This is a genomic window from Paraburkholderia fungorum, assembly GCF_003610895.1.
Classification (GTDB): Bacteria; Pseudomonadota; Gammaproteobacteria; order Burkholderiales; family Burkholderiaceae; genus Paraburkholderia; species Paraburkholderia fungorum_B.
The window spans coordinates 255,451-281,565 of record NZ_MCAS01000023.1 but is presented as its reverse complement, the minus strand read 5'-3'; the positions used below and the strand labels follow the sequence as shown (position 1 = coordinate 281,565).

Genomic DNA, 26,115 nt, shown 5'->3' with positions numbered 1-26,115 from the left:
TTTCCTTGCGGTCCGGGGTGCGCTTAATAGCGCCGGGCGCCGTTCAGCGCATAGTCATCGCGTTCGCCATATCGCGAGGGAAGGAAACCGTTGAAAATATGCCCCCCCACTTTCGCACCGACGTTCGCCAGCCGCTGAAGCGCTTCTTCGACCTGACGGGAGCCGGTGTAATCGGCGCGCGATACGAGCAGAACCAGGTCGCAACCTTGCGCCGCGATCGATACGGCATCGCTTACAGGCAGAACAGGAGGCGAGTCGATCACCACGTAATCGTAGCGCTCACGAAGTGTGGCCAGCATTCCCCGGAATGCTGGACTGCTGAGAAGCTCCGCGGGGTTCGACGGATAAGCTTCGCCCGCACCCAGAATCGACAGATGGGACCCTTCGTTGCGCACAATCGCATCTTCGAGCTGCGCTGTTCCCTTGAGTACCTCCGCGAGTCCGGGCCGGTCCTGATCCGCCCAGAGACGGCTCAATTTGCCCTGCCGCATGTCGCCGTCGATCAGAAGGACCGATGCCTCAGTCTGCGAAAGCAGATAGGCGAAATTGGAGGAAACAAAGCTCTTGCCAACGCCCTGAGTTGGGCCGGTAAACAGAACCACTTTGTTCGTCAGTCCGTTCGCGTTTCCGGCAAGCAACGCTCTCACGCTGCTCGGCAATGAGCGTAACGCTTCTACGCTCGGATCTCCGGGGCTGCTCACAGCCAGCAACTTGACCGGCTCGTCGGGACGGCCACGCGAATCGGCAACACCGCGAAGCTGGGCCTTGGAGCGCGCAACAACAGCCAGGCGCGGCAAGTCCGAAACGATGTTAATTTCCTGCGGTGTGCGAAGTTCCTTTCTGTTAAGCGACACGAGATGAACGGCAAGTGTGCCGCCAAACAATCCAGCCAGGATCGAACCGAGCAGAATGATCGTCTTGCGCGGCCATGAAGGCTTCTCCGACGCGATGGCCCAGTCCATGATGCTTACACCGGATGCGGTACTCGCCGCAGCCACTTCGAGTTGGTTGATATTGGCCAGCACGCCGACGTAAAGCTGCTTTTTGATACCGGCGTCACTGGATAGCCTGACATACTCGCGCTGCGTAGCCGGCAGGTTCTTCACCTCGTCGGTGTTTTTCGCAAGATCGAGCCTGATCTGGGCCAGTTGTTGATCCAATCCCCGAATGACCGGGCTGTCTGGACCGAAGGTCTGCTGCTTGTCGTCGCGATCGAGTTGCAAGGCCCGCTGTCTTTCGGCCAGCGCGGTCTTGGTCGAAATAAGCGCGGCACCTTGTTGCTCCATGTCGATCGCCTGATGCTGCGTACGGAAATCGCTAAAGCGATTTTCCGCATCGTGCATGTCCGCCTCCAGTTGAGGCAGATGCGCGCGCAGGGTTTCGAGCTTCACGCGTGCCTGAGTCGCACGATCGTCGATATTGCGTTTGACGAACGCCTGCACGATCGTGTTGACCATTAGCTGCGCGGTGATGGGCGAACTGGCCTGGTAGCTCAATCTCATCATCGACGAGTCGCGTATCGATGAATTCTGGCTGGAAACGGTAGTCTTCAACTGATTGCTGACGTTCTCGTAGGCCGTTTGCATGGATACCTTGGAGAGCGTGAACTCCACGCCCGGCCGTGCGCGCAGCACGTCGATTCTCAATTGCCCTGGCGCGGTCCCGTCGTCGGTCGTGACCTGGAACGGCACGGTCTGTCCAACGCGGCCTTGCGCAAGCTGATGGCTGTCCTTGTCGTACAAGGTCCAACTACCTGCTTCGCCCGTCACCACGCGAAACTTGTCGCCCAACGCAGCGCCTGGCACCTCGAAGATGCCGGGTTTCAACTGTTCACCACCCCAGGCATAGCCACTCAACCCCAGAAGCGGCGGCGACAACTCGGTGGCTGCTGCATGACGGGATGCAAGGAAGCGGCCGATCACCGGAAAGTGACTGTCCGTCTGCACGTTGATATCGGCACCGGTTTCCTTGATCGCTTCGCCGACGATGGTCCGCGATGTCAGCACGTCGGTCTCATCGTCCGCCGATTGATCCGCCGACGTCGTTCCCGATACGTCGGATAGCGCGCTGACTGACGCGCCCGGTTTGATCTGTACCCGCAGCAGTGCGTCAGCGCGGTACTGTGGCGTGGCCAGCAGAATGTACAGACCACCCGCAAAGCAACATGTACCGAAGATTGCTGCGAACAGCAACTTGTGCCGGGCAATGTTCCGCCAAAGACCGGTTAACCCGTCGTTTTGGGCTGGAATAACACCCACTGCCGATTGTCCGATGAATGAACTCATTTCATTTCCCGCGATAAAGGACGAAGGGGAACCCGTTAGAACACAAGCTTCCAGCTATCGAATAGGCTCATCTGCAACTACTGAGAAACTTTGCCGCCACGCGTGCCAAGAGGCGCTACCGCTTAAACAGTGACGAAAATCGGACCACGCGTTTCGGGAATTGCAAGCACGCCTGTCGTGGATAAAGGCCGCCCAAACATGTCGGTGATCGTCGCATGCGCGGGCAAATGCGAAGCGTCCAAGTTCAGTGCATTTCCGTCGCCATAAGACCAGAGCACATATTTGAGCGCACCGGCCGTGGTTGTTAACCTGAGGACGACGTACTTGTCGTTCTCGTCAATAAAGTACTTCGCACTTGCCGTGTTCGCCGTGAACGAAAACAGATACTTCGATGCGTTATAGGCGGGCAGCTTGTTATTGTTCGCATCCAGCAGACCAAAGTTGTGTTCCCGATTCATCGGATCTTTGCCGTCGTCGCGCATGTCGTAATAAGCCGTGAGTCCAACGCCCGCTATCCAGTCGACCAGGAATCGCCGTACCGTGTACTTGGCCTGAAGCGCCAGCGCCTTTGGCGAATGACCGTCGGCAATTTTGGCGACGTAAACGTAGCCGTAACTCGGGTAAGACCACTCCGTCGTCCAGATTGCGGGAGCGTTCCTGTAACTGGCCAGATCTTCACGCAGCTTTCTGTAATCTGAAAATACGGACTCCGGATATTTCTGACGATATGCGTGCACACTAATTGCATCCGGACCACGCTGGGTCGCGCTGGAAACATCGCCAACCGACCGAACGAATCCAAGGTCCATTTCCTGCACCCCTCCCGAGGCAATGATCACCTTCGGATTGGCTGCGCGGGCCGCCTTCACTGCTGTAACCAACAGATTCCGATACTGTGACGGAGAAGGTTTGGCGAGCCAGTACAGTTCGTCGTTCTCTTCGTTCCACACTTCGAATTTGACGTCGGCACCGCTGTATCGATGCACGGACTGGTAAACGTAGGTGTAGAACGCTGCAAGCTGGCGCGTTGTGGTTGGCGGCTGGTCCGGGCTGAACAGATAGTGCTTGTAGCCGAGGATAAAAAGCGCACCCAGTTTTCGCTGCGCGAGGTTGGATACCAGCGTGTCGAACTCGCCAAAATGCCACCCGTCAGGCGCTTGCACCGCTTCCCAGAACAAATCTGTACGAACAAATGAGAAACCCACATCGCTTACCGCATCCAGCAGCCGCGTGTCCTTGATGTCGTGGATCGCTACGCCCGTGTTGGCCCGCGCGGCTGCGAACGAGGGCAGATCGGCGTAGGCTCTTCCGTCCGGTTGCGCTGCTCCTTCCAGAACGACCAGTGGCGTTGCCGGCGTTGCAAGGGCGCGAATAGTCAGTGCCCCCGCGAGCGCAAGGACGAGACCCACGCACCCCGCGACGGCGATTCGACCGAATCTCCTGTTTCGCTGAACCTTCATCTACAGCCCCCAAGCCGGCACAGTGGATATACCCCGCGCCGCCAATATTGGATCTGCCACGACCGCCACGTCACAGCGTCGACTTTCTTTCCCTGACGGACATCAGCAAGCCAGGATTCAAACGGAAGCGTTGTTCTTCCGTGTTTAGCCATAGAGATTTCGCCGCGACGCCAAAGAACAGCAGGCAACCAAGCGATTCAAAGATGTCCGTGGTAATACCGCTGATCAACAGGAACAACAGCATCGTCCATGCAAGCCTATCCCTGGATTCACTGAAGAACAGTAGTCTCGCCAACAGAACGGAGAAGATAATCACGCCAAACGCGCCGAAGTTCGCGATTGCATACAACGCAATGTTGTCCGCATAGCCCACGTTGAAGCCGAAGTTCTCGTGATAGTAAGTAGTCGCCGCGCCGAACCCGCCCGGACCGATTCCCAGCCAGATCAGATTTTCCCGGAGCATGCCCTGCAGCAAAAGCGGCCATGTATTCTCGAATCGATCCTGGAACGAAGAAAGCGCGCCGCCGCCGATCATCGAGTGGTTGATCGCCGCCGTTAGTGCAAACGACGCGAACGGCAGCAGGAGCGCCGCGGCCGCCGCCCAAATGGCGGCTCTCCTGATCGTGTCCAGCCTCCCGAAGCGCTCTATAGTCAGCACAATTGCAAGCGCAACCAGCGATGTCTTGTTGGTCGTGGCCCAGATAGAAAGTCCGGCTACCACAAGCATCATCGTCGCGAACGTGAGCGACCGGAATCTGGGCAGCAACCATGTCGACAGCAAACCGATCATGAGCCCGGTCGCGGCGCTATCACGCCCGAACCCCGGCAAGCGCGGCGTTTCGCCAACGAAGTTCGAGTTCGTGACGTGCACGGCCGTGCCGTCTACCACCGTGCTTGCGCCCACCCACGGCAAAGGCATGAAATAGCCGAGATAATTCACCAGCACCCCTAACATGCAGACCGCGGCGACAGCCAGGAACGCGGCCCGCACGCGCGGACGCCCGAGGATCTCCAGCGCTTCAGGCGGGGCCAACAGCGCGAAAAACATCGGCAACACGGTCCATCCCCAGAAGGCGACCGCACCCGCTCCGATGCCGTTGAAAAGCGACACGCATGCCTGCATGGCGAGATACAGCAGGATCAGCAGGTGGCTCACCTTGGGTCGATGCGAAATGATGAGCACGATGCAGACAGCCATCATCAACTTGGGCAAATAGATAGCTTGTGGCGCCCCCGCAAGCGACGTGTAGTAACGAATCGCCCCCGACATGACATCGCCCACCACGCCGATGAAGAAGGTCAATACCCAGAGTGCGCCCATCATGCGCTCCCAGCATCAATTGGCGTTCGATGTTCGCCGCCCCCAGGCGCTAATGATTCGCGCAACGCGGAGTCTTCGTGTGAGACGTCGCGGGTGCTGACGTCCGAGAACCGGCGAATCACATTGTGGGTAATCCGCGAAACGATCGCGTGGCTGCCTGCGCCGCTATCGCCTAGAATCCGAGGCCAATCCGTCGTACCGCAATTGAACACCGTCCCTTGATTCGCCCCGCTACCCAGATCGGGCTTAAATACGCCTATCGCACCGGTACCGCCAACTTCCCAACCTGTGAGCCGTGACGTATTGGCGAGCGTAACGAATCCGTTCGGAATGGCCGGCACGCCGTCGGCCTCATAGCCGACCAGATGATCTTCCGCACCGAAGGTTTGTCCATCTTTGACGTTGGTGCCGGCGAATGCCCAATGGTCCGCGCGCTGTACGGTGAAACCGATCGGCTCGCGGCCGGTTTTAACCCACTTGCGCCTGAACCGGCTCCAGATACCATACGACCCGCCGCCGTAGCCATAACTCAAACCGATCAGATTGCTCTCGTTGAAATCCGGCCATTGATCGGCGAGCCGATTCATTTCCCTGATGTTTTGCAGATCCCCATCCGCGCCGAAATCGATCGGCCGGTAGCAGGTATTGCCGCTGAACACGGCCAGATTGCCGCCGCCGGCAATGAAGCGCGCAACATGGTCGCGCATCTGCTGAGTCCAGTATTCATGGTGACCGACACTGAGCATGCAGCGATACTGGTTCAGATCGAGATCCGTCCCACGATGCAAGTCCACGTCGGTATAGAAGTCGCATGCAAAGTGCTGAGCGCGCAGCCAGCGGATAAACTTCGCGTCCCAATGCGTGAAGTGTTGCCGGGGTGAGCGCTTGTCATACGGATCTTCGGCGTGGCCGATCTGAATGCCGAGTCCGCCGCCTGGCCGCAGGAGACTCACCTTTCGCGCCGGGTGGGTGCGGAAAACAGGGTCGCCGTAGAAGCAACCACCGCCCATCGAATTGTAGGCATGGTAAGTGGCGATCGGAACGATGTACGCGATGGATGCAACCGGCGAGCGCGGCCGGATGACGATGAGCGCCATACTGTCGCTGTCCGGCGGGCCGGCGAAAACCGGCAGTCGCGCAGCGCAACGACGCCCCAGCTCCGTCAACGGTTCGCCGTTCGGCCCGACTTCGTACGCAATCGCGGCATACGCCCCACTTTCCAGTGCTCCAGTCTCCGGCCTCACTGTGATCGTCGGCCAGTTCCAGTCACTATCGAACCGAACCGGTTTGCGCTCGCGCGACGACTCGAATACGTAGTCGCCGTTGATCAGCTTGACCGCCACATCCCGCGTTCCCGCCGCGATCACCCCACCTACGCTGACCAGCGACTCATCATCCTGCTGCTGATAGATTGCGACAGAGAACCGGCTGCGCGGTTGCACCGCCAGGTCGAGCGGCTCCCCGGCAGTGAAAGATGTTTGAAGTGGGTAGAGTTGCATGCTTCGTGCGCCTCGAATGGTCACTTGTCGGTTGCCGGTTCAAGGATGGTTGTCCTGACCACCTGAATCGACACGGCGCGGCGCTGCCACGGGTGGCCGCAGTTCCAGGCCGAGCGTGCGCTTTATCAGCCCCTTCACCTGGAACACGCGACGGTTGACCGATATCTGTGTGCGAAAGCGCAACGGTGGCAGCTGCTCCTTGTGTTTTGCGGCGAAGGCCCGATACTTCGCGGCACTCGCCTCGACGAGCTTCATTGCTTCGGGAAGCGCGGAGGCATCGACACGAGAAGCGAGGAAGCACTGGTTGGCAAAAAACTTTCTGAACAATGCGAGCCAGTAAACTCGTTCTTCTTCTGCCTCGCTCTTTTCCAGGGCATCCGCCGCAAAGTGCGCGACGCACTCGACTGAAAATAGCGTTGTGGTCTGTGTGATGCTCCCTGCACGCCGACGGTAGTAGTAGAGATTGTCGCGAATGCCGTATAGCGTCCGGGCGCGCTTATACACCAGCGGGATGGCAAAGGAGTCTTCATACACGCGACCGACCGGGAACTCGACACCGTCCCACAACTCGCGTCGATAGACCCGCGATCCGGAATGCACCTGGCAAATGCGCGCGAACTCCAGGAGCGCCGCCATACTGTTGCTTCGCAAGCCTGCCGTGGCATCGTCCACCATTTTCAACTCGCCGACGACGCGGCCTTTTGAATCCACCATGCCGACATTGAATTCGATGATGTCCGCAGTATCCGCATCGAGCAACGGCATGATGACATCCGAGAAATTCGCCGCCCATTCGTCATCGGAATCGAGAAAGCCGATGTACCGTGATTTTGCGCATGCTATGCCTGCATTGCGGGCAGCGCTCACGCCCTGGTTCTCCTGATGAATCACCGTGATGTTGTGCCCGCCCGCGCCTTCCTTGACCTGAAGAATCTGCTTCAAGGTGCCATCCGTCGAGCCGTCGTCGACCACGATCAACTCGATCTCTTCGGATCTCGGCTGTGCGAGGGCCGATTTGAGTGCAACGCCGATGTAGTGCTCGACGTTAAAGGCCGGAATTACCACTGACAGAATTGTCTCGCCGCAGCGTCTATCCACAGGTTTCATAGGATGGGTGAGCCTTCAAAATCGACGTTGATTCGTTTTTGCGCGGACCACGCGAATATTCGGTACGCCCCCTGTACGCCTGCATATTGCGGTGCGGCGACGATATCGTACGTTCGGAAACACACAATGCTGGAACACATGCGCGAGGGCCGGATCACGCGGATCACCACTGCAAAGTGCAGACAATTGCTGCAGATCTGTCGTCATGACCTGCGCCAAAGGCTTTCCATGAATTTCCGCGAGCGTTTCGCTTCTCGCTGACGGCTCGAAACAGCAGAGCGAACGGGAAATGTGACATATCGCACCGACCCGAAAACGCCGGTTCGCTACGGTCATCCGGTTGAAGAATGTGCGAGAAAGTGTGCGAGCTACGAGGGTCGCTTGCGTGCCTACGCGCTTACGTCACTGCAATAGCAGTCCGACACCTCAATCTGGAAACCTCGCCGATGCCAGTGCCAAAAGTAAGCGTTCTGCTGCCGATCTACAACGTCGAGCCTTACGTTGAAGCTTGCCTCATGTCGCTCCTGTCACAGACCTGTGCAGACTTTGAGATTATTGCCGTCGACGACTGCAGCCCGGACCGGTCCGGCGAAATCGCAGCTCGCGTTCTGAGTTCGCAGAACAAAGTGGCGTGGAAGCTGGTAACGAACGAGCGCAATCAGGGATTAGCCGAAACACGCCGAATTGCGGCTATGGAGGCCGCTGGCGACTATGTTCTATGCGTTGACAGCGACGACTACGTTCATCCTGATCTGATAGGGCGAGTCATCGAGGAAGCGATCAGACATGACGCGGATGTTGTGATTTTTGCCGCGACCAACGTCAACCCCGATGGCTCGGTGAACTATCAGATTGACAGCGACGACAAGGTTATCGGTGGGGTCGAGGCAGTTGAGCGGATCATGGATCTGTCGTTACAGGCGTACTGCTGGAACAAGCTCGTGCGGCGCTCGATCTTTGTGGGCGTGCACCATCCGAGTGGACTCATTTACGAAGACATATGCGTGTCGGTCCAGACCTTGGGCAGATCGAAGACGGTCCGCATGATCCCGGACCGCCTGTATTTCTATGTGCTTCGCGATTGCGGCATCTCGACCCGGTTCAATCCAAAGATTCTCGATCTTTTCGCCATCATGGATCTCGTGGAGAAGACTACTGCGTCGCTGCCGATCCAGAATCGCGAGCGCCGTCTTTTCAGACTGAAGTACATCTATGGCTTTAGAACGGTCGCCTTTCAGGTGGCGATGAGAGCGCCCACGTATCGGCTCGCTAGCCCGATCCTGCAGACCGTTGCCGAGAGACTGCATCCTCAGCATCTTTATCGCATGTATGCCGATAGTCGTCCGAAGTTGTCCTTCGTGATGTGCCTGCTCAAGATACATCCGAGAATTTTCTACAGCTTCGTTCGGCGTTTCTCCGAACGCTAAGACCTTTTCAACACGTAAAACGCGGCCGATCTCCAATCCGGGACACTGTCCATCGGATTGGAGATCGGCCGCTATGCGTGCACGAAGCAGATCAAAGGATGCGCAAGGCCATGCCATGCCATGCCATGCCATGCCATGCCATGCCTGTCGCATCATGCATCATCGGACCCGGTTGCGCGTGTCGCGCGTAACCGGGTCAATCACTTACTTACTGCACCGGCGAAGCTGCGACCGCCGCTTTAATCGTTGCGTAGATCGGCTTCTGGGCCGCGTTGCTCGTCATGATCCCGTAGTTGCCGGTTGGGTCATCGTACAGTTCGTACCAGTTGAAGCCGATCACGTTGTACGTAGCCTTCGCCGCGACGAGCTCAGGAATCGTCTTGTTGATATACGTCTGCGCCTGCGCGGTGGAGAAGTCGGTGTTGATGCCGATCTCGGTGAACATGATCGGGAGGTTGTACGCGTCGTGCAGGGACTTGAGAACGTTGTAGTTCGTACCCGTCACACCCCACGTATTCTCAGGATCGCCACCGTCCGAGTACCAGTGCAACTGAATGATGTCGGTCTTCACCACAGGGTGTCCGGTCGAGCCATCCGGCTGGGTGCCGATCAGCATGCCCTTATACCAACCCAGATGCAGGAAACCCGATGAAGCGGTGGCGATGACCTTCGTCGTGCCTGCCGTATCGACCGAGCGCCAGCCATCGTAGTAGCCGCGCAGCGCACCGCGCCAGATTGGCCACGTGGTGTTGTCGTAGTCCGAGACATTGGCGCCGTCGTTGGCCACCGGTTGGTTGTGGCTATCGAGATCGTATTCGTTGCCAAATTCGACCGCCGGAATACCCTTGAACTTGGTCGCAGCGTAAGCCGCCATCGAGTAGGCGTAGGCGTAAGCGCTGGCTTCAGTCGGCGTCTGGCCATTCAGCGACGGGTCATCCCACGGATACGCGTCGATCATCGGCAGGACCGTGATCTTCGAACCCATGCCAGGGATAACCGTGTTCGCAACGGCGTCGAGCTGGTCGTAGGTGTGAATGTCCTGGCGATTCCCCACCAGGCCGAGGTCCGCAAGCGTTGCAGCCTGAGTGGCGAGCGGGATCGACGTGTAAATGCCGCCGTAGTTGTAGTGCTCGTTAATGCCGAAGAACGGGATCGCCGCCGAGGTCGCCGGGGGCGTGGTTGTCGCGGGCGTGCCCGACGCAGCGGAGGAGCCCGAAGTGGAGCCGGAGGTAGAAGCAGGACGCGGATCGGCCGATGCCACCCAGTTGCTGTTCTGCCAGACCCACCATTGGTTGTCGACGTTTTGCTGATACATCTTGCCGGCATACCACAGCAGCAGCGTGACGTTCATCGTAAAGCCGGCTTTCTGACCTGCCCGGTAGACCACACCACTCTTCACCGACCAGACCGCGCCCGACGAGTCGTTGATCGATGTCGAGGGAGGAATCGCGGTACCGCTCACTGACGCCGGATGCTTGGCGACGTTCACCACGGATACCGGATCGACGGCGTTGGCAGCAACGTTTGTAGGGTCACTCCCTCCACTGCCGCCACCACATGCCGAAAAAATTGGCACAACTAAATAGATTGAATAATTAAGTAAGGTTCGTAGTTTCATCTTCGTGACATCTGAGCTTTTAACGGCCCTGAACCAGGAAAAAGTTCACCCAGGCGTCCTCGTAGGAAGCCATTAGCGACTGGATCAGGATGAAAGAAGGCAGGACGGCCTGTGCGCCCCGACAAACCGGGCGCAACTTCACAACATGCGTACCGCCTAGGACAGAACGTTCTTTGTTCTGTCCGATAAGGTGTGGCAATGTTACACAGATGAAACGTTTTTAACGAGTTTTGAACCGTAACAACGTGTAACGTCTGACAATTACACGGTAACTTTCACTTTTATATTAATAATATAAATCGCAGACCTATGTAGTCGGCTCGTTCGATTTCTGGCGAGAAAATATCATGCGTCAAGCGGCCAGCGAACGGTAATGAGTTGAGAGAGACCGTGAGGAACAGTCGTTCAACGACACATAGGTGTACCGAAGAACGACAGACTCGCCAGCTCAGATAGTGCGAAGAGGTAATGCCCGGCTCCGTAGAGGCGTATCTCTGCTGCCGTGGAAGCCAATCGATGCGACCTCACTGCCTTTCGTCACTGCTGCATCGTCGAGTCGAAACACCGCGACTGCATCACGCAACGCAACCGCGTGCTCTTCCAGTGATTTGGCTGCGGCTGCAGCCTCTTCGACGAGAGCGGCATTGTGCTGCGTGACTTCGTCGATCTGCGAGACCGCCTTGTTGACCTGTTCGATTCCATCGCTCTGTTCGAGCGCTGACGCCTCGATCTCGTTCATGACACCCGTGACGCGTTGAACCGCGTCCATGGCTTCGTGAATCGTCTTCTGCGCATCTGACACGAGCGAGGCCCCCTGCTCTACCTTGGCAGCCGATTCGCCGATCAGCTCCTTGATCTCTTTCGCCGCTGAGCCGGATCGTTGCGCGAGGCTACGCACTTCCGAGGCAACGACCGCAAAGCCGCGCCCCTGCTCCCCCGCACGAGCCGCTTCGACGGCTGCGTTCAAGGCAAGGATGTTCGTCTGAAACGCGATCCCTTCGATCATGCCGATGATCTCGGCTACCTTCCTCGACGACGCGCTGATGCCATCCATCGTCTCGGTGACACGCGACACCACAGCACCGCCACGCGTCACCGTGTCCAGCGCACCCTGCGCCAATCGGTTGGCCTGCTTCGCGTTATCGGCGTTCTGCTTCACCGTCGCAGAGAGCTGCTCCATGCTTGCCGCAGTTTGCTGAAGTGCCGCCGCCTGCTGCTCGGTGCGCGACGACAGGTCGGCATTGCCCGCAGCAATCTCGTTCGCGCCTTGAGTAATCGCTGTAGTGCTACCGCGCACCTTGGCCACTGTCTCGACGAGACCGTCGCGCATCTTCGTCAGCGCGCCGAGCAATTGGCCCATCTCGTTGCGCGACTTGCTTCTGATGGCGATCGTCAGGTCACCGCCAGCTATCCGCTCAAAATGTTTGATGGTCACGTTGACCGGTTTTATCACCGCGGCCGATAGGCCGATCCGTGCCATCACGCCGATCACGATGGCAATCGCGCCAATGCCGGCGAACAGCAGCGTCGCCATCTGGAAGCGCTGCGCCGCCGTCTCGGCCTGCTTGCGCTGGCTGTCCATTTGCAGGCGCTGGAGGGCGTCGATGGACTTCGAATAGGCCGCGTAAAAGGCGTTCGCCGTTTCACCCTGGATGTTGCGGAAGGTGTTGAAGTCGAAATCGTTCAGCGCCTTGAACTCCGGCTCGATCGCTTTATCGACAAGCGCGCTGCGTGCCTGCGCGACGGACTGCGCGAGCTTGCTCTCACCCTCGCTCGCGAACGGGCCCGCCATGTAGTTGCCGAAGTCCTTGTTCGATTCGACCAGCACCTTGTGCGCGGCCGGCAACAGCTCGTCCGTTTGCTTGCCGACGCTGAACAGCGTCTGATAGGAGCCGAGCGCGAGTTGTACCTGCAGCAGCTTCTCGGAGCTTGCCTTCAGATGCGACAGTGCCACGGCGCTGTGCTGCGTCTCATCGAGGCTGCTATTCGCGAGCTTCAATGCACCGTAGCCGACGCCGATCACGATCAGCAGGAAGGCAACGAACACGCTGATCACGAGCGTCAGGCCGCCACGAATGGTGATGTTATTAAGCATTGGATCTCCGGAACGTCTTATTTGATCGACGGCAAACCCCGCGATGCGCAGGCGATCATCTTTTTTCGCCTGGAACCTACACTTCGCCGCATCCTGGTTAACGGCCTTCCGCAGACCTCATTAAATAGGTGAAATCCATGACCGGCTTGGGTTTGCGGGCGGCTAAAGCCTCACTATCTGGGATTTTCCGCATAATCGGAGCAAACGCTGGTTTTCAGGACCGCATGCGTTTCGTTTGTATAATTCGGCGTCTTCGCTCAGGCCCACTTTCATGCTTAGTTTTGCACTCGGCTTCGTCGTTTCACTGCTGATCACGCTGTTGATCGTGCGCTATGCGCATCTGCATGAAAAATTCTCCACCGACTCCGATCTGGCCGGCGTGCAGAAATTCCATGTGCGCCCGGTGCCGCGCATCGGTGGCGCCGGGATTCTGATCGGACTGATCGTCTCCGCGGTGCAGTTGCATCACGCGTATCCCGCCGTGTCGGGCGGCATTCTGGGGTTGATTGCGTGCGGCATGCCGGCGTTCGGCTCGGGCCTGGTCGAAGATCTGACCAAGCGGGTGTCGCCGCTCGCGCGGCTCGTCTGCACGATGGCGGCGGCGGCCCTTGCCTATTTCCTGCTGGATATCGCGGTCACGCGCATCAGCGTGCCGCCGCTCGACTTTCTGCTCTCGTATGCGGTGATTTCCTGTGCCGTCACCGTGCTGGCTGTCGCCGCGCTCGCCAACGCAATCAATATCATCGACGGCTTCAATGGCCTCGCATCGATGGTCGCGTTCATGATGTTCGCGTCACTCGCTTATGTGGCGTTCCAGGTGTCCGATCCGATCGTGCTGTCGGCATCGTTCATGATGATGGGCGCGGTGCTTGGTTTCTTCATCTGGAATTTTCCGGCGGGGCTGATTTTCCTTGGCGACGGTGGCGCGTATTTCATCGGTTTCATGCTTGCCGAGCTGTCAATCATGCTCGTGATGCGTAATCGCGATGTGTCGGCGTGGTATCCCGTGCTGCTTTTCATGTACCCGATCTTCGAGACCTGCTTCTCGATCTACCGGAAGAAGTTTGTTCGCGGGATGTCGCCGGGCATTCCTGATGGCGTACATCTGCATATGCTGGTTTATAAGCGGTTGATGCGCTGGGCGGTGGGTACGCGTACCGCTCGCGAGTTGACACGGCGGAACTCGCTGACGTCGCCGTATTTGTGGCTGCTATGTCTGATTGCGGTCGTGCCGGCGACGCTGTTCTGGCGGCATACGCTGCATCTGTTCTGTTTCGTGGTGGTGTTTGCGGCGACTTATGTGTGGCTTTACGTGAGTATCGTGCGGTTCAAGTCGCCGCGATGGATGGTGGTGAGGAAAGGAAAGCGGTAATAAAAAAGGCGCCCAGGCGCCTTTTTTTATTACATCCGCAGTATCCCCCTTGTACGTTCCCAGTCGCTCAAAGCGAAACGCGAATACTAGTCGCCGTCGAGACACTCTGCAGAGGTGGCGCAAGGTTCGGCTGATACTCAGGCACCCAGCGCCGCAGGTCGCGGCGCACTTCGTCGTCTGCCGGTACACGGTGCTGCATCAGCCACGGCAGCAGTTCGTCCAGGAAGTTATCGGGCACGCCGCGCGCCTGAGCGGTCCGCAGTTTGGGATGTGGCGTAAGGGTTGTCGTTTCGTCGTCCGCAAGCAATTCCTCGTACAGCTTCTCGCCGGGTCTCAGTCCGGTAAACACAATGCGGATATGCTCCTCATTGAACCCGTATAAACGGATCAGGTCGCGAGCCAGATCGACGATCTTCACCGGCTCACCCATGTCGAGAATGAATATCTCGCCGCCACGTCCCATACTCGATGCCTGCAGCACCAGTTGCGAGGCTTCAGGAATGGTCATGAAGAAACGCGTGATCTCCGGGTGGGTGACGGTGACAGGACCACCCTTCGCAATCTGCTGCTGGAACTTGGGAATCACACTGCCGGCGCTACCCAGCACGTTGCCAAAACGCACCGTCTCGAACTGCGTGCGCGTACTGGTTTGCTGCAAGGCCTGACACGCCATCTCGGCGAGCCGTTTGCTCGCGCCCATAACGTTGGTTGGATTGACCGCCTTGTCAGTTGAGATCAGGACGAAATGCTTCACGTCATGACGGATCGCCGCGCGCGCCACGCGGTAGGTGCCCAGTACGTTATTGCGCACCGCCTGCCAGGCGTTCTGCTCTTCCATCAACGGCACATGTTTGTAGGCCGCCGCGTGAAACAGGATGTGCGGCGCATGTCGCGACAGCACCTGATCGAGCAGCAGCGAATCCTTCGCGTCGCCGATCACCGGGATCACCGGCAAGCCCGGGAAACGCTCGCGCAGCTCTTCCGTGAGCTTGTACATCGCATATTCGGACAAATCGAACGCAATGAGTTGCGCGGGTTCGAAGCGCAGAATCTGACGGCACAGTTCCGAGCCGATCGAACCACCTGCTCCCGTTACCATCACCACGCGATTGCGCAGCAGGGCTTCAACGTGCGGTGTGTCGATCTTGACTGGATCCCGGCCAAGCAGGTCTTCGAGGTCGATCTGCCGTACCCGTGACAGAAATGCTTGCCCCTGCGTCAGCGCGGTCAACGCAGGCAGCACCATTGCGCGAACGCCCGCGCGTACGCAAATCGTGGCGACGCGTCGCTGCGCCTCCACGGACGCAGAGGGAATCGCAATAATGGCGTATTCAGTCTTGAGCGACTCAGCCAGCTGCGGCAGTTCGCTAATGGCGCCAAGTACTTTATAGCCGTAGATTTCACGGCCGTGTTTGGCCACATCGTCATCCAGAAGGCCGACCAGACGCCATTCACTGGAGCGCGACAGTTCGCGCGCAAGACTCGCGCCTGCCGAGCCGGCGCCGAGCACCACGACCGGCTTGCCTTTACCTACAAGGCCGCCGTAAAGGTAAAACTCCTTGGTGGCGCGGTACAGTGCACGCGCGCCTCCCATCGCCAGGAACAACAGCAACGGGGAAACCACAAGAACAGAGCGCGGAACAATCGGAACCGGTTGCACCATCACGGACGCGACCATCGCTATAAGCGCACCGGCTATCACGGCTTTTGAAATGCGCATGAGGTCCGGCAGGCTGGCGAATACCCACATGCCCCGGTACAGGCCGAAGATGCGAAACATCACGCCATAGACCGGGAGAACCCAGAATAACGAGTGCATCGCTCCCATCCTGAACTCAATCGGGACAACCCCGTTGAAGCGAATGAGGTACGAAGTCAGCCACGCGGTCGCAACCGCGAACAAATCGAACAGGAAAGCGCTGAGAGATAGCCAGGAGCTCTTGTTTCTTAACATCAGCGTGATACCTCAGACGAACGTTCGGACAGTGTTGATTGGAAACGACGCCAACGCAGATCCACAACTCCTCCCATCAGGAAAAGGATGCCGATCCATATCGCAACGACACTCCACTGAAACATAGCGGGCCAATCAAGCGCACTGACCGCGAGTACGATGCCGATCACCATCACGGCGTACCACATCCACGCGGTTCCAGCGTGACCCGCACCGGAACGTACCAGACGTTGATAGTAGTGCTCCCGGTGCGGTTTCCAAAATTTTTCACCGCGTAGCAAGCGTCTCAACAATGTGACGGAGGCGTCAGCGATGAAAGGTGCGAACACCAGCGCCGGAAACCAGATCGGCCAGACACCGCCCCGCCAGCCCCAATAACCGAGCGCGCCAGCCAGAAAGCCGATTGAAATCGATCCGGCATCGCCGAGGAAAATGCGCGCCGGGTGAAAGTTAAATATCAGGAAACCCAAGGCCGCGCCTGCTATCGCCGCTGATGCCAACGCCAGTTCAGGCACCGGATGCACGCTCAACAGTGCGGCCACTGCATAGCCGGAGAATCCAAACAGCGTCATGCCACCTGCGAGGCCATCGGCGCCATCCATGAAATTATAGAGATTGACCAGCCACATCATCAAAAAGGCCAATGCAGCGAGCAACCACCATGGCGCAGCCGCCGGAAAGAGCGCGACATATGCCGCGACCGCGATGAAGTGCGCCGCAAACCTGACGCGCGCGGGCAGCCCACGGCGGTCGTCAATCTGCGACACCGCGGCGAGGAACGCGGTACCCAGTGCCGCGCACCACAATGACGGCGCGGCAAGCAAAATCGCCACCACGGCTACTGGCACGATGCCCCAGCCGCCGACCCGTGGTGTCGGACGGACATGTAAGGAACGGTCGTTCGGAATATCCGTGGCGAGCCGCCACGCCAGTCCGGTTTTCAGCAGGACAAGCAAGATCGCCGCGCTCGCGCATGCCGCGCTCACGGCTATCGCAGCCACAGTCATCCAAGGCAAAGTCAAAAGAGCGTGCGTATTCATGGACTGTCTTAGCGCTTCTTCGATCGATACCAACTGGCGGTCGCAGCCAGACCGTCATCGGCTGTGTATGGCGGATTCCAGTCAAGCACGCGGCGAATGTGCGTCGTGTCGACCTGCAAACTGCCGATCAGGCGTTCGACGTGCGCCGAACGGCGTGCCAGTCGGCCAACGAAACGCAGCCAGCTGACCGGAACCGGAAAAAGCCGTGCCGTTTTCTGCAAATGCTTGCCGATGGCTTGTGCAAGTTCGGCAACAGTCGGATCGATCCCGTCAGCGACGTGAAAGCACTGATGTGCCGCGCGCGGGTCCGTCGCACAACACAGCAAGGCATCGGCGAGATTACCGACATAAACCAGGCTGCGTCTCGCGCTCACGGCCCCTAGCGGCAGCGGCACGCCGCGCCAGATGCCGTCCATCAGACGCAAGAAATTTGCCCGCACCTGCGGGCCGTAAACCAACGGCGGGCGCACGATCACGACGTCGAGCCCGCTTTCATCGCCATAACGAATCAGGGCCTGCTCAGCTTCCCGCTTCGAGCGGCCGTAGGCGTCTTCTGCATGCGCCGGGTCATCTTCCCGAAGCGGACGCCCGCCATCCGTTTCAGCCACTGCCTTAATACTGCTAACGAATACGAAGCGCCGCACGCCGTTTCGGCTGGCCGCCTCCGCAAGTCGCAGCGTACCTTCGACGTTGGTCGCGCGAAATGCGGCGTCGGGGTCAGCCGCATCGTCGTGCATGACATGAACGCGGGCTGCGAGATGCACGACGCAATCGGGCTTTAGCCCTTGCGGCCATGCGTCGGCGACACCGGCAAAATCCTTGCCGTCATGAACCCACTCCTGTACGCCGTCCACGCAGCCGCCCGGTTGACGAACCAGCCCGGTCACCGTGTGACCTGCGTCAATCAACGCGCGTCCGAGCGCTCGCCCGACAAATCCATTCGCACCGCTTACGAGAACGTGCGTCATAGCAACTTCCAACCGAAGCGGTTAAAGAACCTCACCGCCGACGCCGCGAACATTCGAATATGCGCGGACCCTTTGCGCGCAGCGCCTCCGCCGTGGTGCAGGACACGAACAATGGGCAGATACGCAACACGGGCCACGTCGTGGGTGCGCAGGCTCAGATCGTAGTCTTCGAAGTAGAGGAAATAGCCCGGGTCAAAACCCTCGAGCTTTTTCAGCACACTCGTTCGAAACAGCATGAAGCAGCCACTGACAATAGGCGGATCCCACACTATGTCGCGCCCGTTGATCACATCGTGCATCTCGTAACGCGCCAGACGCCGCGCAAAAAAACTGCGCGCGCTCGCCGGCAAGAATCCCCGCACGAATAGATCGAGCAACGTCGGGAAGCGGCGGCAGAGATACTGGATGCGCCCCTGATCGTCGCAGATCTGTGGCGTCAGCAGCCCAAGCTCCGGATGTGCCTCGAAAAAGTCGAGTGCCTTGATCAGTGCATCGTGGTCAAGGTCGACATCGGGATTCAGGACCAGGTGATAGCGGCTGCCCGACCGTTCGATTGCCAGATTATGTCCGCGCCCGTAGCCCACGTTGCCGTGCCCGGCGATGATCGCCGCAGGAATCTCGTGAGCGCGAAGCTCGCTGAGCAAGCTGCTGACCTCAGGCAGGCCGCCGTTGTCGACCAGGTAAAGCTCGACCTGAAGATGAGGCCTCGCCACCATCAAGGCATCACGGGCGACCGCGAGACTATCCAGCGTTTGCGCGAGTTGCACCGGGTCCGGCCGATAGACAACCACCGACACGGAAAGACCCTCGACTTCGGAAATCAGCGCACTAGTATTCATGTAAATGAAGCAGCGTGCCTGATCGCGGCACTTGTATTTTTCGACGACGCGCCGACGGAAGCTTTTCAGTCTGCTCAAAATGTCCGGGTCGGACAACCTGCTTTTCGTTTTGTTACGTGCAAAAGTGGCATCCGACCCTCCGCATTCACCGCCATTTTAACGCCTGATGAGAAGGCGAACATTTTCGCGCGGCGAAGCCGTCGTTGGCAGCAACGCCAGATGTCGCCGACCAGTGCTTACAACAGGTGTAACGAGCGCGGCAGCCCTGCTAGACTGTCGAACCGCCGGGACAAACCTGCGCGGCTGATGAGGGCATACAGAACTCACCGAACGCTTGGGATCGAGCGCATCCCGCCATCAGGGTAAAGGAAAGGCAGGGCGCCGTTGATCGCGACAGCGCTGTCGGCCCTATTATAAATGAAGGTATAAGCAAAACTCGTCGGAAGTATCGTCGCTCGTCGCTTAAAAATCATTCGCAAGCTGCGAAATGAAAATTCATGCGACGTCAAGGCCTCTGACAGACACTCGAATACACGGAAAGATTTCTTATGAAAGAGCGGGCTTTATTCCTTGACAGGGACGGCGTTGTCAATGTTGATTTCGGATACACACATCGGCGAGAGCAGTTCGAGTTCATTCCGGGAATATTCGAACTGGTGGCCGAGGCAACGCATCTGGGATACAAAACATTCATCGTAACGAACCAGGCAGGCATAGGCCGAGGCTATTACACGGAAGAAGATTTCTGGAAGTTGATGGATTGGGTGACTCAAAAATTCACCGATGCTGGTGGCTCGATAGAAAGAACCTATTTTTGCCCCCACCACCCAGAATACGGAATCGGCGTGTACCACCGGGAATGTGCATGCCGCAAACCTGCGCCAGGCATGCTGCTGCAAGCCGGACGCGATTATCAAATAGACTTCGGCCGATCAGTCTTTCTTGGCGACAAAAAGACCGACATGGCCGCTGGCCATGCGGCCGGCGTGGGCACATTGCTCTACATGGGCGACGAACCGGATTATCAGCCGGCCATTAAAACGGCCTCCCCGCTCGATGCGATGCCGTATCTTCGCCTCGCCACCTGACCGATAGGTTACATTCCGGCTAGGCATCGCAGCGCACCAATACCAAACCGCGAAGACCGCATCACGAAAATCAACGCTCAAGAGAATGGAAATTCCCACGTCGCCCCGCCCCCTTCTTACTATCGCGATCCCAACATTTAACCGGGCCGCCTATCTCGAACTGTGCCTGCGCCAGTTTCTGCCTGACGTCGACCTGTTTGATGACGGCTTGGTGGAGGTTCTGGTTTCCGATAACTGCTCCGCCGACCACACCGCAGCGACCGTAGAGGCGCTCCGTGAGCAAGGATTGAATATCCGGTCGATTCGGAACGAGCAAAATATTGGATCTGACGCCAACATCGCCCAATGTTTCAACACTGCACAGGGACGCTACGTGCAGATTCTGGGCGACGACGATCTTTATCTTCCAGGAAAACTCAGGCACATCATTAGCCTGTTGCAACAAGACGACTATGGCGTCATTTGCTTGAAAGCGTATGGGTACGAGCACGATTACGTGAAGGAACGACCAGTCGGAACCGGCGGCAGGCGCGATTTCACTGATGTGTCAGATTTTCTGTATGAGGTAGGTCCAGTGATCACGTTCATATCGGCCTGCATCATAAATAAGGACCTGCAACGCGAGATCGATGCACAACTATTTTGCGGAAGCAATCTCGTTCAGGTACATCTGGTGATATTGCCGATTTTACGATCCAAACGTAATTCGTTCGTCCTCGATTATGTCCTTGCATGCAAGCGAGCCAATTCCGGTGGTTATGATTTTTCAGAAATTTTTGTCGAAAAATTTTTTGGAATTCTGAAATCATATGAATCTGCGGGGTTACAAACTCAGGCAATCAATCGCCTGGGGAATAAAATGTTAATCAGTTACTACCCGTTCAACTTACTGAGACAACGTCTCGCTGATCAAGGCAGCCCATCAACCACGCTCAGGCGCTTCAAGGCACAGTTCGGCAATCGAGCGGCTTTTCTGTTCTTTTGCGCCCCGATCATTGCCTGGCCTAAACCGCTCGCCATCCTATGGGGATGGGGCGCGGTTTTAGCAGGAAGAGCGTGGAATGGGGAGTTGCGGCGGGGATGGTATTTTGCGCTGCATCGCTTGTCTCTGCTGGCCGCCGGTCGCAAGGACAATTCGGCCAAATCACGAAACGGTGGCTAGACGGCGTTCCGTACGCCATGTTGGATGGGGGCACCTATGCGACGAGTCACCCAAGCCGTACAATCATTCCAGCATCGGCCGGCACGACCTCTTCTCGGAGCAGCCCCGACCTAAGTGCACCGCAAGCCGTGCTTATGATTAGCGGTGCCTTTTGAAGACGACGAAGCGCGAAGGATTCACCCTCCGGTTCGAGAAACCGAAGACGATGCGACAGATCATATGTGAGCGAGTGTCTCTATGCTCCATGACTCGCGCCGACACACCCTTTTTAACCATAACGGGACAATCCCCGATGACAAATGTTATGACGAGTACCCCGAACCCCGCAGATATTCTCCAGAGCAATGCGACTCAATCCATCCAGGCAAAAGAAGCGCTACTCAATGACACTCGCTTAATCGAAACCTTTTCGAAAGCCGCATCGCACGTCGTAGCATGCTACAAGTCGGGCGGTAGGCTTTATATCGCAGGCAATGGCGGCTCCGCCGCTGATTCCCAGCATTTGGCGGCGGAATTCGTGAGCAAGCTCGCAAGGGATAGAAATCCCCTCCCTGCCGAATCGCTGACAACGGATACCTCTATTCTTACCGCTATCGGCAATGACTATGGCTATGAACACGTATTTTCCCGACAATTGATCGCAAAATTGAAGCCCAACGATGTATTTCTGGGCATCACGACATCCGGAAAATCGAAGAACATTCTGTCGGCACTGCAAGTGTGTAAGCAAATCGGGGCAAAATCGATCGTGTTCACGGGCTTCGGAGGCGGAGAGGCCGCGACGCTCGCAGACTATCCTCTGATTGTTCCGGGTAATCGGACCAGCACGATCCAGGAACTACACATCCTGCTGGCACATAGCGTGTGCGAGACGGTTGAACTGGCGCTCTTCCCGATGGAAGAGGCAGCACACTGACTACCGACGCGACACTCTGGCCGACGGATGCAGCGTGCCGATAAGGCATCGCTGCATAAAAAAGTCCGCAGTCCGTGCGTTAAGGGAATGACTGCCGATCCTTTGACCATCCGGATGCTGGTGCCAGTCAACTCACCCGCGAATCGAACCTACCTGAGTCCAAGGATAGACAAACGTTACACGCACGCGTGCCCCTTCGGCGAGAAGCGCTTCACCCTCGTGCGCCTCTGCGGTAACATTGCGTAGTGGCAGGCGCTCTTTCGGCGTGCGTTTTTAGCCAGGTTTCTTACACAATTTACAATACTTGCGATGTCTCTGTTCGAGCGTTTCGGCCAGACTCAGCAAGACGCTCATTGGCCAAGATTTCCCCTCTCCATGTCGACGCATCAAGCGTACGCGCAGTAGTTGGGCGGCGCAACGCACGACAGTGCGCGGCTATCGTCGACAGGAACTGGCTTTAGCTTCTGAAGCCGAGCGGCTTCACGACGTCGACAATCTGTAACTTCCCTTGCTCGTTTGCAACGATGTCTAACGGTATTTTGAGGCCTGCCACTCTAATCGTACAATCGCGGATTGTCTGATGCTGTTCTCCTGACGGGACTCTGACAGCTGAAAACCGCCAACACCGCATCAATTGTTACTTTTTGTTACGCGACATCAGGTGCTCGTTAGAGCAACTGCGGGATTGCCCAAACCAATATTTCCGAGGGAGCTACGCTTAGATGAAAGTTGTATTGCTTGCAGGGGGTCTCGGGACCCGAATTTCGGAAGAGACATCGGTCCGGCCAAAGCCGATGGTCGAAATCGGTGGCAAGCCTATCCTGTGGCATATCATGAAAATTTATGCTGCACATGGCTTGACCGATTTCATAGTCTGTTGCGGCTACAAAGGGTATCTGATCAAGGAATACTTCGCCAACTATTTTCTGCACATGTCGGACGTGACGATCGACCTTGCAAAGAACACGTTGGAAGTACATCAGAAAAAGGCCGAGCCGTGGCGCGTGACGCTGGTCGATACCGGCGAAACTACGCAGACCGGTGGCCGTCTGCGCCGCGTACGAGACTATATCGACGGCGATTTTTGCATGACATACGGCGACGGCGTTGGCTCGGTCAACATCACTGAGTTGCTGGCATTCCATCACGCGCACGGCAAGCAGGCGACGATGACTGCCGTTCAGCCTCCGGGCCGTTTCGGCGCATTGGAAATGGACGGTACGCAAATACGTTCATTCATGGAAAAACCGACCGGCGACGGCGGCTGGATCAATGGCGGATTCTTCGTCCTGAATCCGTCTGTTATCGACCTGATCGAAGGAGACGAGACACTCTGGGAACGTCAGCCGCTTGAAGCGCTTGCAAAGAGCGATCAGTTGCAAGCTTACTTCCATCCCGGCTTCTGGCAGCCGATGGATACTCTGCGCGACAAGACCCACCTCGAGGAACTTTGGACTTCAGGCACTGCGCCGTGGAAAACGTGGGAGTGAGAATGGTCGTTGATTCTGCGTTCTGGCGCGGCAAGCGCGTATTCCTGACCGGTCATACCGGCTTCAAAGGCGGGTGGATGTCGTTGTGGTTGGCGTCCATGGGCGCCAAAGTGGCCGGCTATGCGCTACAACCGAACACTCAGCCGAATCTTTTCGAGGCAGCGAGCGTGCTCGCCACGCTGGAACAGAACCATTTCGGCGACATCTGCAACCGGGAAGAACTGACGGCTGCGATGGTCGGCTTCCGCCCCGACATCGTGATTCACATGGCAGCGCAAGCTCTGGTGCGCTATTCGTATGCGGCGCCCGTAGAAACGTACGCTACGAATGTCATGGGCACCGTACATGTGCTCGACGCGATTCGCCAGTGCAACACAGTACGGGCGGCCGTCATGGTGACGTCCGACAAGTGTTATCAAAACAATGAGTGGCCTTGGGGCTATCGTGAAAACGAGCCGATGGGCGGGTACGACCCGTACAGCAATAGCAAGGGCTGCGCAGAACTCGTGACATCGGCCTACCGGCAGTCCTTCTTCCCGGCTGAGCGTTATGCAGACCATGGCGTCGCCATCGCCTCCGGAAGAGCAGGCAATGTGATTGGCGGAGGCGACTGGTCTGCTGACCGACTGGTTCCGGATGCTATTACCGCGTTCCAGAAGGGTGTACCCCTGCTGATCCGCAACCCTGGCGCCATCCGCCCCTGGCAGCACGCACTGGAGCCCGTGTCGGGCTATCTGATACTGGCGCAGGCGCTTGTGGAGCAAGGCGTCGCCTTCAATGGCGGCTGGAACTTCGGCCCTAATGACACCGATGCGCGAAGCGTGCGAGAAGTCGTCGACCTCGTCATTGAAAAATGGGGCAAGCCAGCTCGCTGGCAACAGGACGGGGCGGAACAACCCCATGAAGCCAATTTCCTGAAGTTGGATTGTTCGAAAGCCAAACAGCACCTGGGCTGGGTCCCAAGCTGGGATTTGTCGACGGCGATTGAAGCAACCGTTGCATGGCATCGCGGCAGAGCGAACGGCGAGGACATGCAGCAAGTCAGCCTCGCACAAATTCAGCGTTATTCAGAGGCTGCGCAACAACGCGCGGCGAGTAAGTAATCAACATTCCAATAGGATTCCCCAATATGGCCATCGAAATCATCGACTCCGGCAAACAGGCACAAGCCGTGCTGCGCAGCAAAATCGCGGCACTGGTTGACGAATATGCGGCGCTTGCCTATGCAGACAAACCTTTCGTCCCCGGACAGACAACCGTCCCTCCGTCGGGCAAGGTTATTGGTGCGCCGGAGCTGCGCAACATGGTGGAGGCATCGTTAGACGGCTGGCTGACGACCGGTCGCTTTAACGACGAATTTGAGAAGCGCCTCGCCCAGTATCTTGGCGTCAATCACCTGATCACGGTCAACTCGGGCTCCTCAGCCAACCTGGTCGCATTCAGCACGCTCACGTCTCCGAAGCTTGGCGAACGCGCCATTCTCCCCGGCGACGAAGTGATTGGCGTAGCAGCAGGATTCCCGACCACGGTCAATCCGATTCTGCAGTTCGGCGCCGTGCCGGTCTTCGTCGATGTCGAACTCGGCACCTACAATATCGACGCATCGAAAATCGAGGCCGCGCTCTCCAGCAAAACGAAGGCCATCATGCTGGCCCATACGCTGGGCAATCCCTACAACCTCGGCGTGATCAAAGACATCTGCAAGCGGCACAATCTGTGGTTGATCGAAGATTGCTGCGATGCGCTGGGCGCGACCTACGACGGGCAGAAGGTCGGCACGTTTGGTGACATCGGCACATTGAGCTTTTACCCCGCGCACCACATTACGATGGGCGAAGGCGGTGCAGTATTCATGAACGACACCGAACTGAAGATGATTGCGGAATCGTTCCGCGATTGGGGTCGTGACTGCTATTGCGCACCGGGCAAGGACAACACGTGCAACAAGCGCTTCTGCTGGAAGCTCGGGAATCTGCCGGAAGGATACGACCATAAATATACGTATTCGCATCTCGGCTACAACCTGAAGATCACTGACATGCAAGCCGCCTGCGCGCTTTCGCAACTCGATCGTATCGACGATTTCATTGCGAAGCGCCGCGCCAACTTCGATTTCCTGAAGACGCGTCTCGCAAGCTGCGAAGAATTCCTGCTGCTGCCGCACGCCACGCCGAACTCCGATCCCTCCTGGTTCGGCTTCCCTATCACGCTGAAAGACAATGCGCCGGTCAGTCGCCTTGATCTGCTGACTTATCTCGACGAAAACAAGATTGGCACCCGCCTCCTGTTCGCCGGCAATCTGACGCGCCAACCCTACATGCTGGGCCGGAACTTCCGCGTGGTCGGCGATCTGACCAACAGCGACATCGTCATGAATCAAACGTTCTGGCTCGGCATCTACCCAGGGCTGACGAACGAGCACCTCGAGTACGTTGCGACGAAGATCGAAAATTATCTCGGTATCGGATTCTGAG

At 57.7% G+C, this 26,115-nt stretch carries 19 protein-coding genes; 8 read left to right on the top strand and 11 right to left on the bottom strand.

The genetic code is table 11. The features are described from left to right. Positions 1–23: 23 nt before the first annotated feature. From BCY88_RS21985 to BCY88_RS21965, 5 genes are all read right to left on the bottom strand, one after another. Positions 24–2,285, bottom strand: coding sequence for a polysaccharide biosynthesis tyrosine autokinase (locus BCY88_RS21985; protein WP_120346280.1), 2,262 nt, complete (start codon positions 2,283–2,285; stop codon positions 24–26). Positions 2,286–2,407: 122 nt separating this feature from the next. Continuing rightward, a complete protein-coding gene (locus tag BCY88_RS21980) occupies positions 2,408–3,745 on the bottom strand; it encodes a cellulase family glycosylhydrolase (RefSeq protein ID WP_120346279.1) in 1,338 nt (445 codons plus the stop codon). Between the two features lie 70 nt (positions 3,746–3,815). Further along, positions 3,816–5,069, bottom strand: coding sequence for a hypothetical protein (locus BCY88_RS21975; RefSeq protein WP_147408548.1), 1,254 nt, complete (start codon positions 5,067–5,069; stop codon positions 3,816–3,818). After that, positions 5,066–6,565: a N,N-dimethylformamidase beta subunit family domain-containing protein gene (locus tag BCY88_RS21970; RefSeq protein ID WP_120346277.1), complete on the bottom strand. Its 1,500-nt coding sequence runs from the start codon at positions 6,563–6,565 to the stop codon at positions 5,066–5,068. Before BCY88_RS21970 ends, BCY88_RS21975 begins: the two co-directional genes overlap by 4 nt. Positions 6,566–6,604: 39 nt before the next feature. Further along, positions 6,605–7,672, bottom strand: a complete 1,068-nt coding sequence (locus BCY88_RS21965; RefSeq protein WP_120346276.1) for a glycosyltransferase family 2 protein — start codon at positions 7,670–7,672, stop codon at positions 6,605–6,607. A 347-nt stretch (positions 7,673–8,019) separates the two neighbouring features. On the opposite strand from BCY88_RS21965, the gene BCY88_RS21960 reads away from it, so the two are divergent. Next, on the top strand, positions 8,020–9,099 hold the full coding sequence (locus BCY88_RS21960; protein WP_259461477.1) for a glycosyltransferase family 2 protein: 1,080 nt from the start codon (positions 8,020–8,022) through the stop codon (positions 9,097–9,099). A 208-nt stretch (positions 9,100–9,307) separates the two neighbouring features. On the opposite strand, the gene BCY88_RS21955 is transcribed toward BCY88_RS21960, so the two are convergent. Next, a complete protein-coding gene (locus tag BCY88_RS21955) occupies positions 9,308–10,414 on the bottom strand; it encodes a beta-glucosidase (protein WP_404935718.1) in 1,107 nt (368 codons plus the stop codon). 751 nt (positions 10,415–11,165) lie between these two features. Beyond that, on the bottom strand, positions 11,166–12,812 hold the full coding sequence (locus BCY88_RS21950) for a methyl-accepting chemotaxis protein (protein ID WP_120346273.1): 1,647 nt from the start codon (positions 12,810–12,812) through the stop codon (positions 11,166–11,168). Between the two features lie 271 nt (positions 12,813–13,083). Between BCY88_RS21950 and BCY88_RS21945 the strand changes: the two genes are divergently transcribed. Beyond that, on the top strand, positions 13,084–14,184 hold the full coding sequence (locus BCY88_RS21945) for an MraY family glycosyltransferase (RefSeq protein WP_120346272.1): 1,101 nt from the start codon (positions 13,084–13,086) through the stop codon (positions 14,182–14,184). A gap of 67 nt (positions 14,185–14,251) precedes the next feature. On the opposite strand, the gene BCY88_RS21940 is transcribed toward BCY88_RS21945, so the two are convergent. The 4 genes from BCY88_RS21940 to BCY88_RS21925 are packed head-to-tail and all read right to left on the bottom strand — an operon-like array spanning position 14,252 to position 18,985. Continuing rightward, positions 14,252–16,138: a polysaccharide biosynthesis protein gene (locus BCY88_RS21940; RefSeq protein WP_120346271.1), complete on the bottom strand. Its 1,887-nt coding sequence runs from the start codon at positions 16,136–16,138 to the stop codon at positions 14,252–14,254. Next, complete coding sequence (locus BCY88_RS21935; protein ID WP_120346270.1) at positions 16,138–17,178, bottom strand: MraY family glycosyltransferase; 1,041 nt, start codon at positions 17,176–17,178, stop codon at positions 16,138–16,140. The genes BCY88_RS21940 and BCY88_RS21935 overlap by 1 nt, the downstream gene beginning before the upstream one ends. 8 nt (positions 17,179–17,186) lie before the next feature. Continuing rightward, a complete protein-coding gene (locus BCY88_RS21930; protein ID WP_120346269.1) occupies positions 17,187–18,146 on the bottom strand; it encodes a UDP-glucose 4-epimerase family protein in 960 nt (319 codons plus the stop codon). Then, positions 18,143–18,985 (bottom strand): glycosyltransferase family 2 protein, encoded by an 843-nt coding sequence (locus BCY88_RS21925; RefSeq protein WP_120346395.1) that lies wholly within the window; start codon positions 18,983–18,985, stop codon positions 18,143–18,145. The genes BCY88_RS21930 and BCY88_RS21925 overlap by 4 nt, the downstream gene beginning before the upstream one ends. Before the next feature lie 548 nt (positions 18,986–19,533). On the opposite strand from BCY88_RS21925, the gene BCY88_RS21920 reads away from it, so the two are divergent. The 6 genes from BCY88_RS21920 (at position 19,534) to rfbH (ending at position 26,114) form a co-directional block, all read left to right on the top strand. Further along, positions 19,534–20,073, top strand: coding sequence for a D-glycero-alpha-D-manno-heptose-1,7-bisphosphate 7-phosphatase (locus tag BCY88_RS21920; RefSeq protein ID WP_120346268.1), 540 nt, complete (start codon positions 19,534–19,536; stop codon positions 20,071–20,073). Between the two features lie 85 nt (positions 20,074–20,158). After that, positions 20,159–21,235, top strand: a complete 1,077-nt coding sequence (locus BCY88_RS21915; RefSeq protein WP_120346267.1) for a glycosyltransferase family 2 protein — start codon at positions 20,159–20,161, stop codon at positions 21,233–21,235. Between the two features lie 304 nt (positions 21,236–21,539). Continuing rightward, entirely contained in the window at positions 21,540–22,151 is a 612-nt protein-coding gene (locus tag BCY88_RS21910) for a D-sedoheptulose-7-phosphate isomerase (RefSeq protein WP_147408547.1), read from the top strand. Positions 22,152–22,873: 722 nt separating this feature from the next. Then, positions 22,874–23,641: a glucose-1-phosphate cytidylyltransferase gene (gene rfbF / locus BCY88_RS21905; RefSeq protein WP_120346266.1), complete on the top strand. Its 768-nt coding sequence runs from the start codon at positions 22,874–22,876 to the stop codon at positions 23,639–23,641. Positions 23,642–23,643: 2 nt separating this feature from the next. Then, on the top strand, positions 23,644–24,744 hold the full coding sequence (gene rfbG / locus BCY88_RS21900) for a CDP-glucose 4,6-dehydratase (protein ID WP_120346265.1): 1,101 nt from the start codon (positions 23,644–23,646) through the stop codon (positions 24,742–24,744). Positions 24,745–24,770: 26 nt separating this feature from the next. Continuing rightward, a complete protein-coding gene (gene rfbH, locus BCY88_RS21895; protein ID WP_120346264.1) occupies positions 24,771–26,114 on the top strand; it encodes a lipopolysaccharide biosynthesis protein RfbH in 1,344 nt (447 codons plus the stop codon). The last annotated feature ends 1 nt before the right edge of the window (position 26,115 follow it).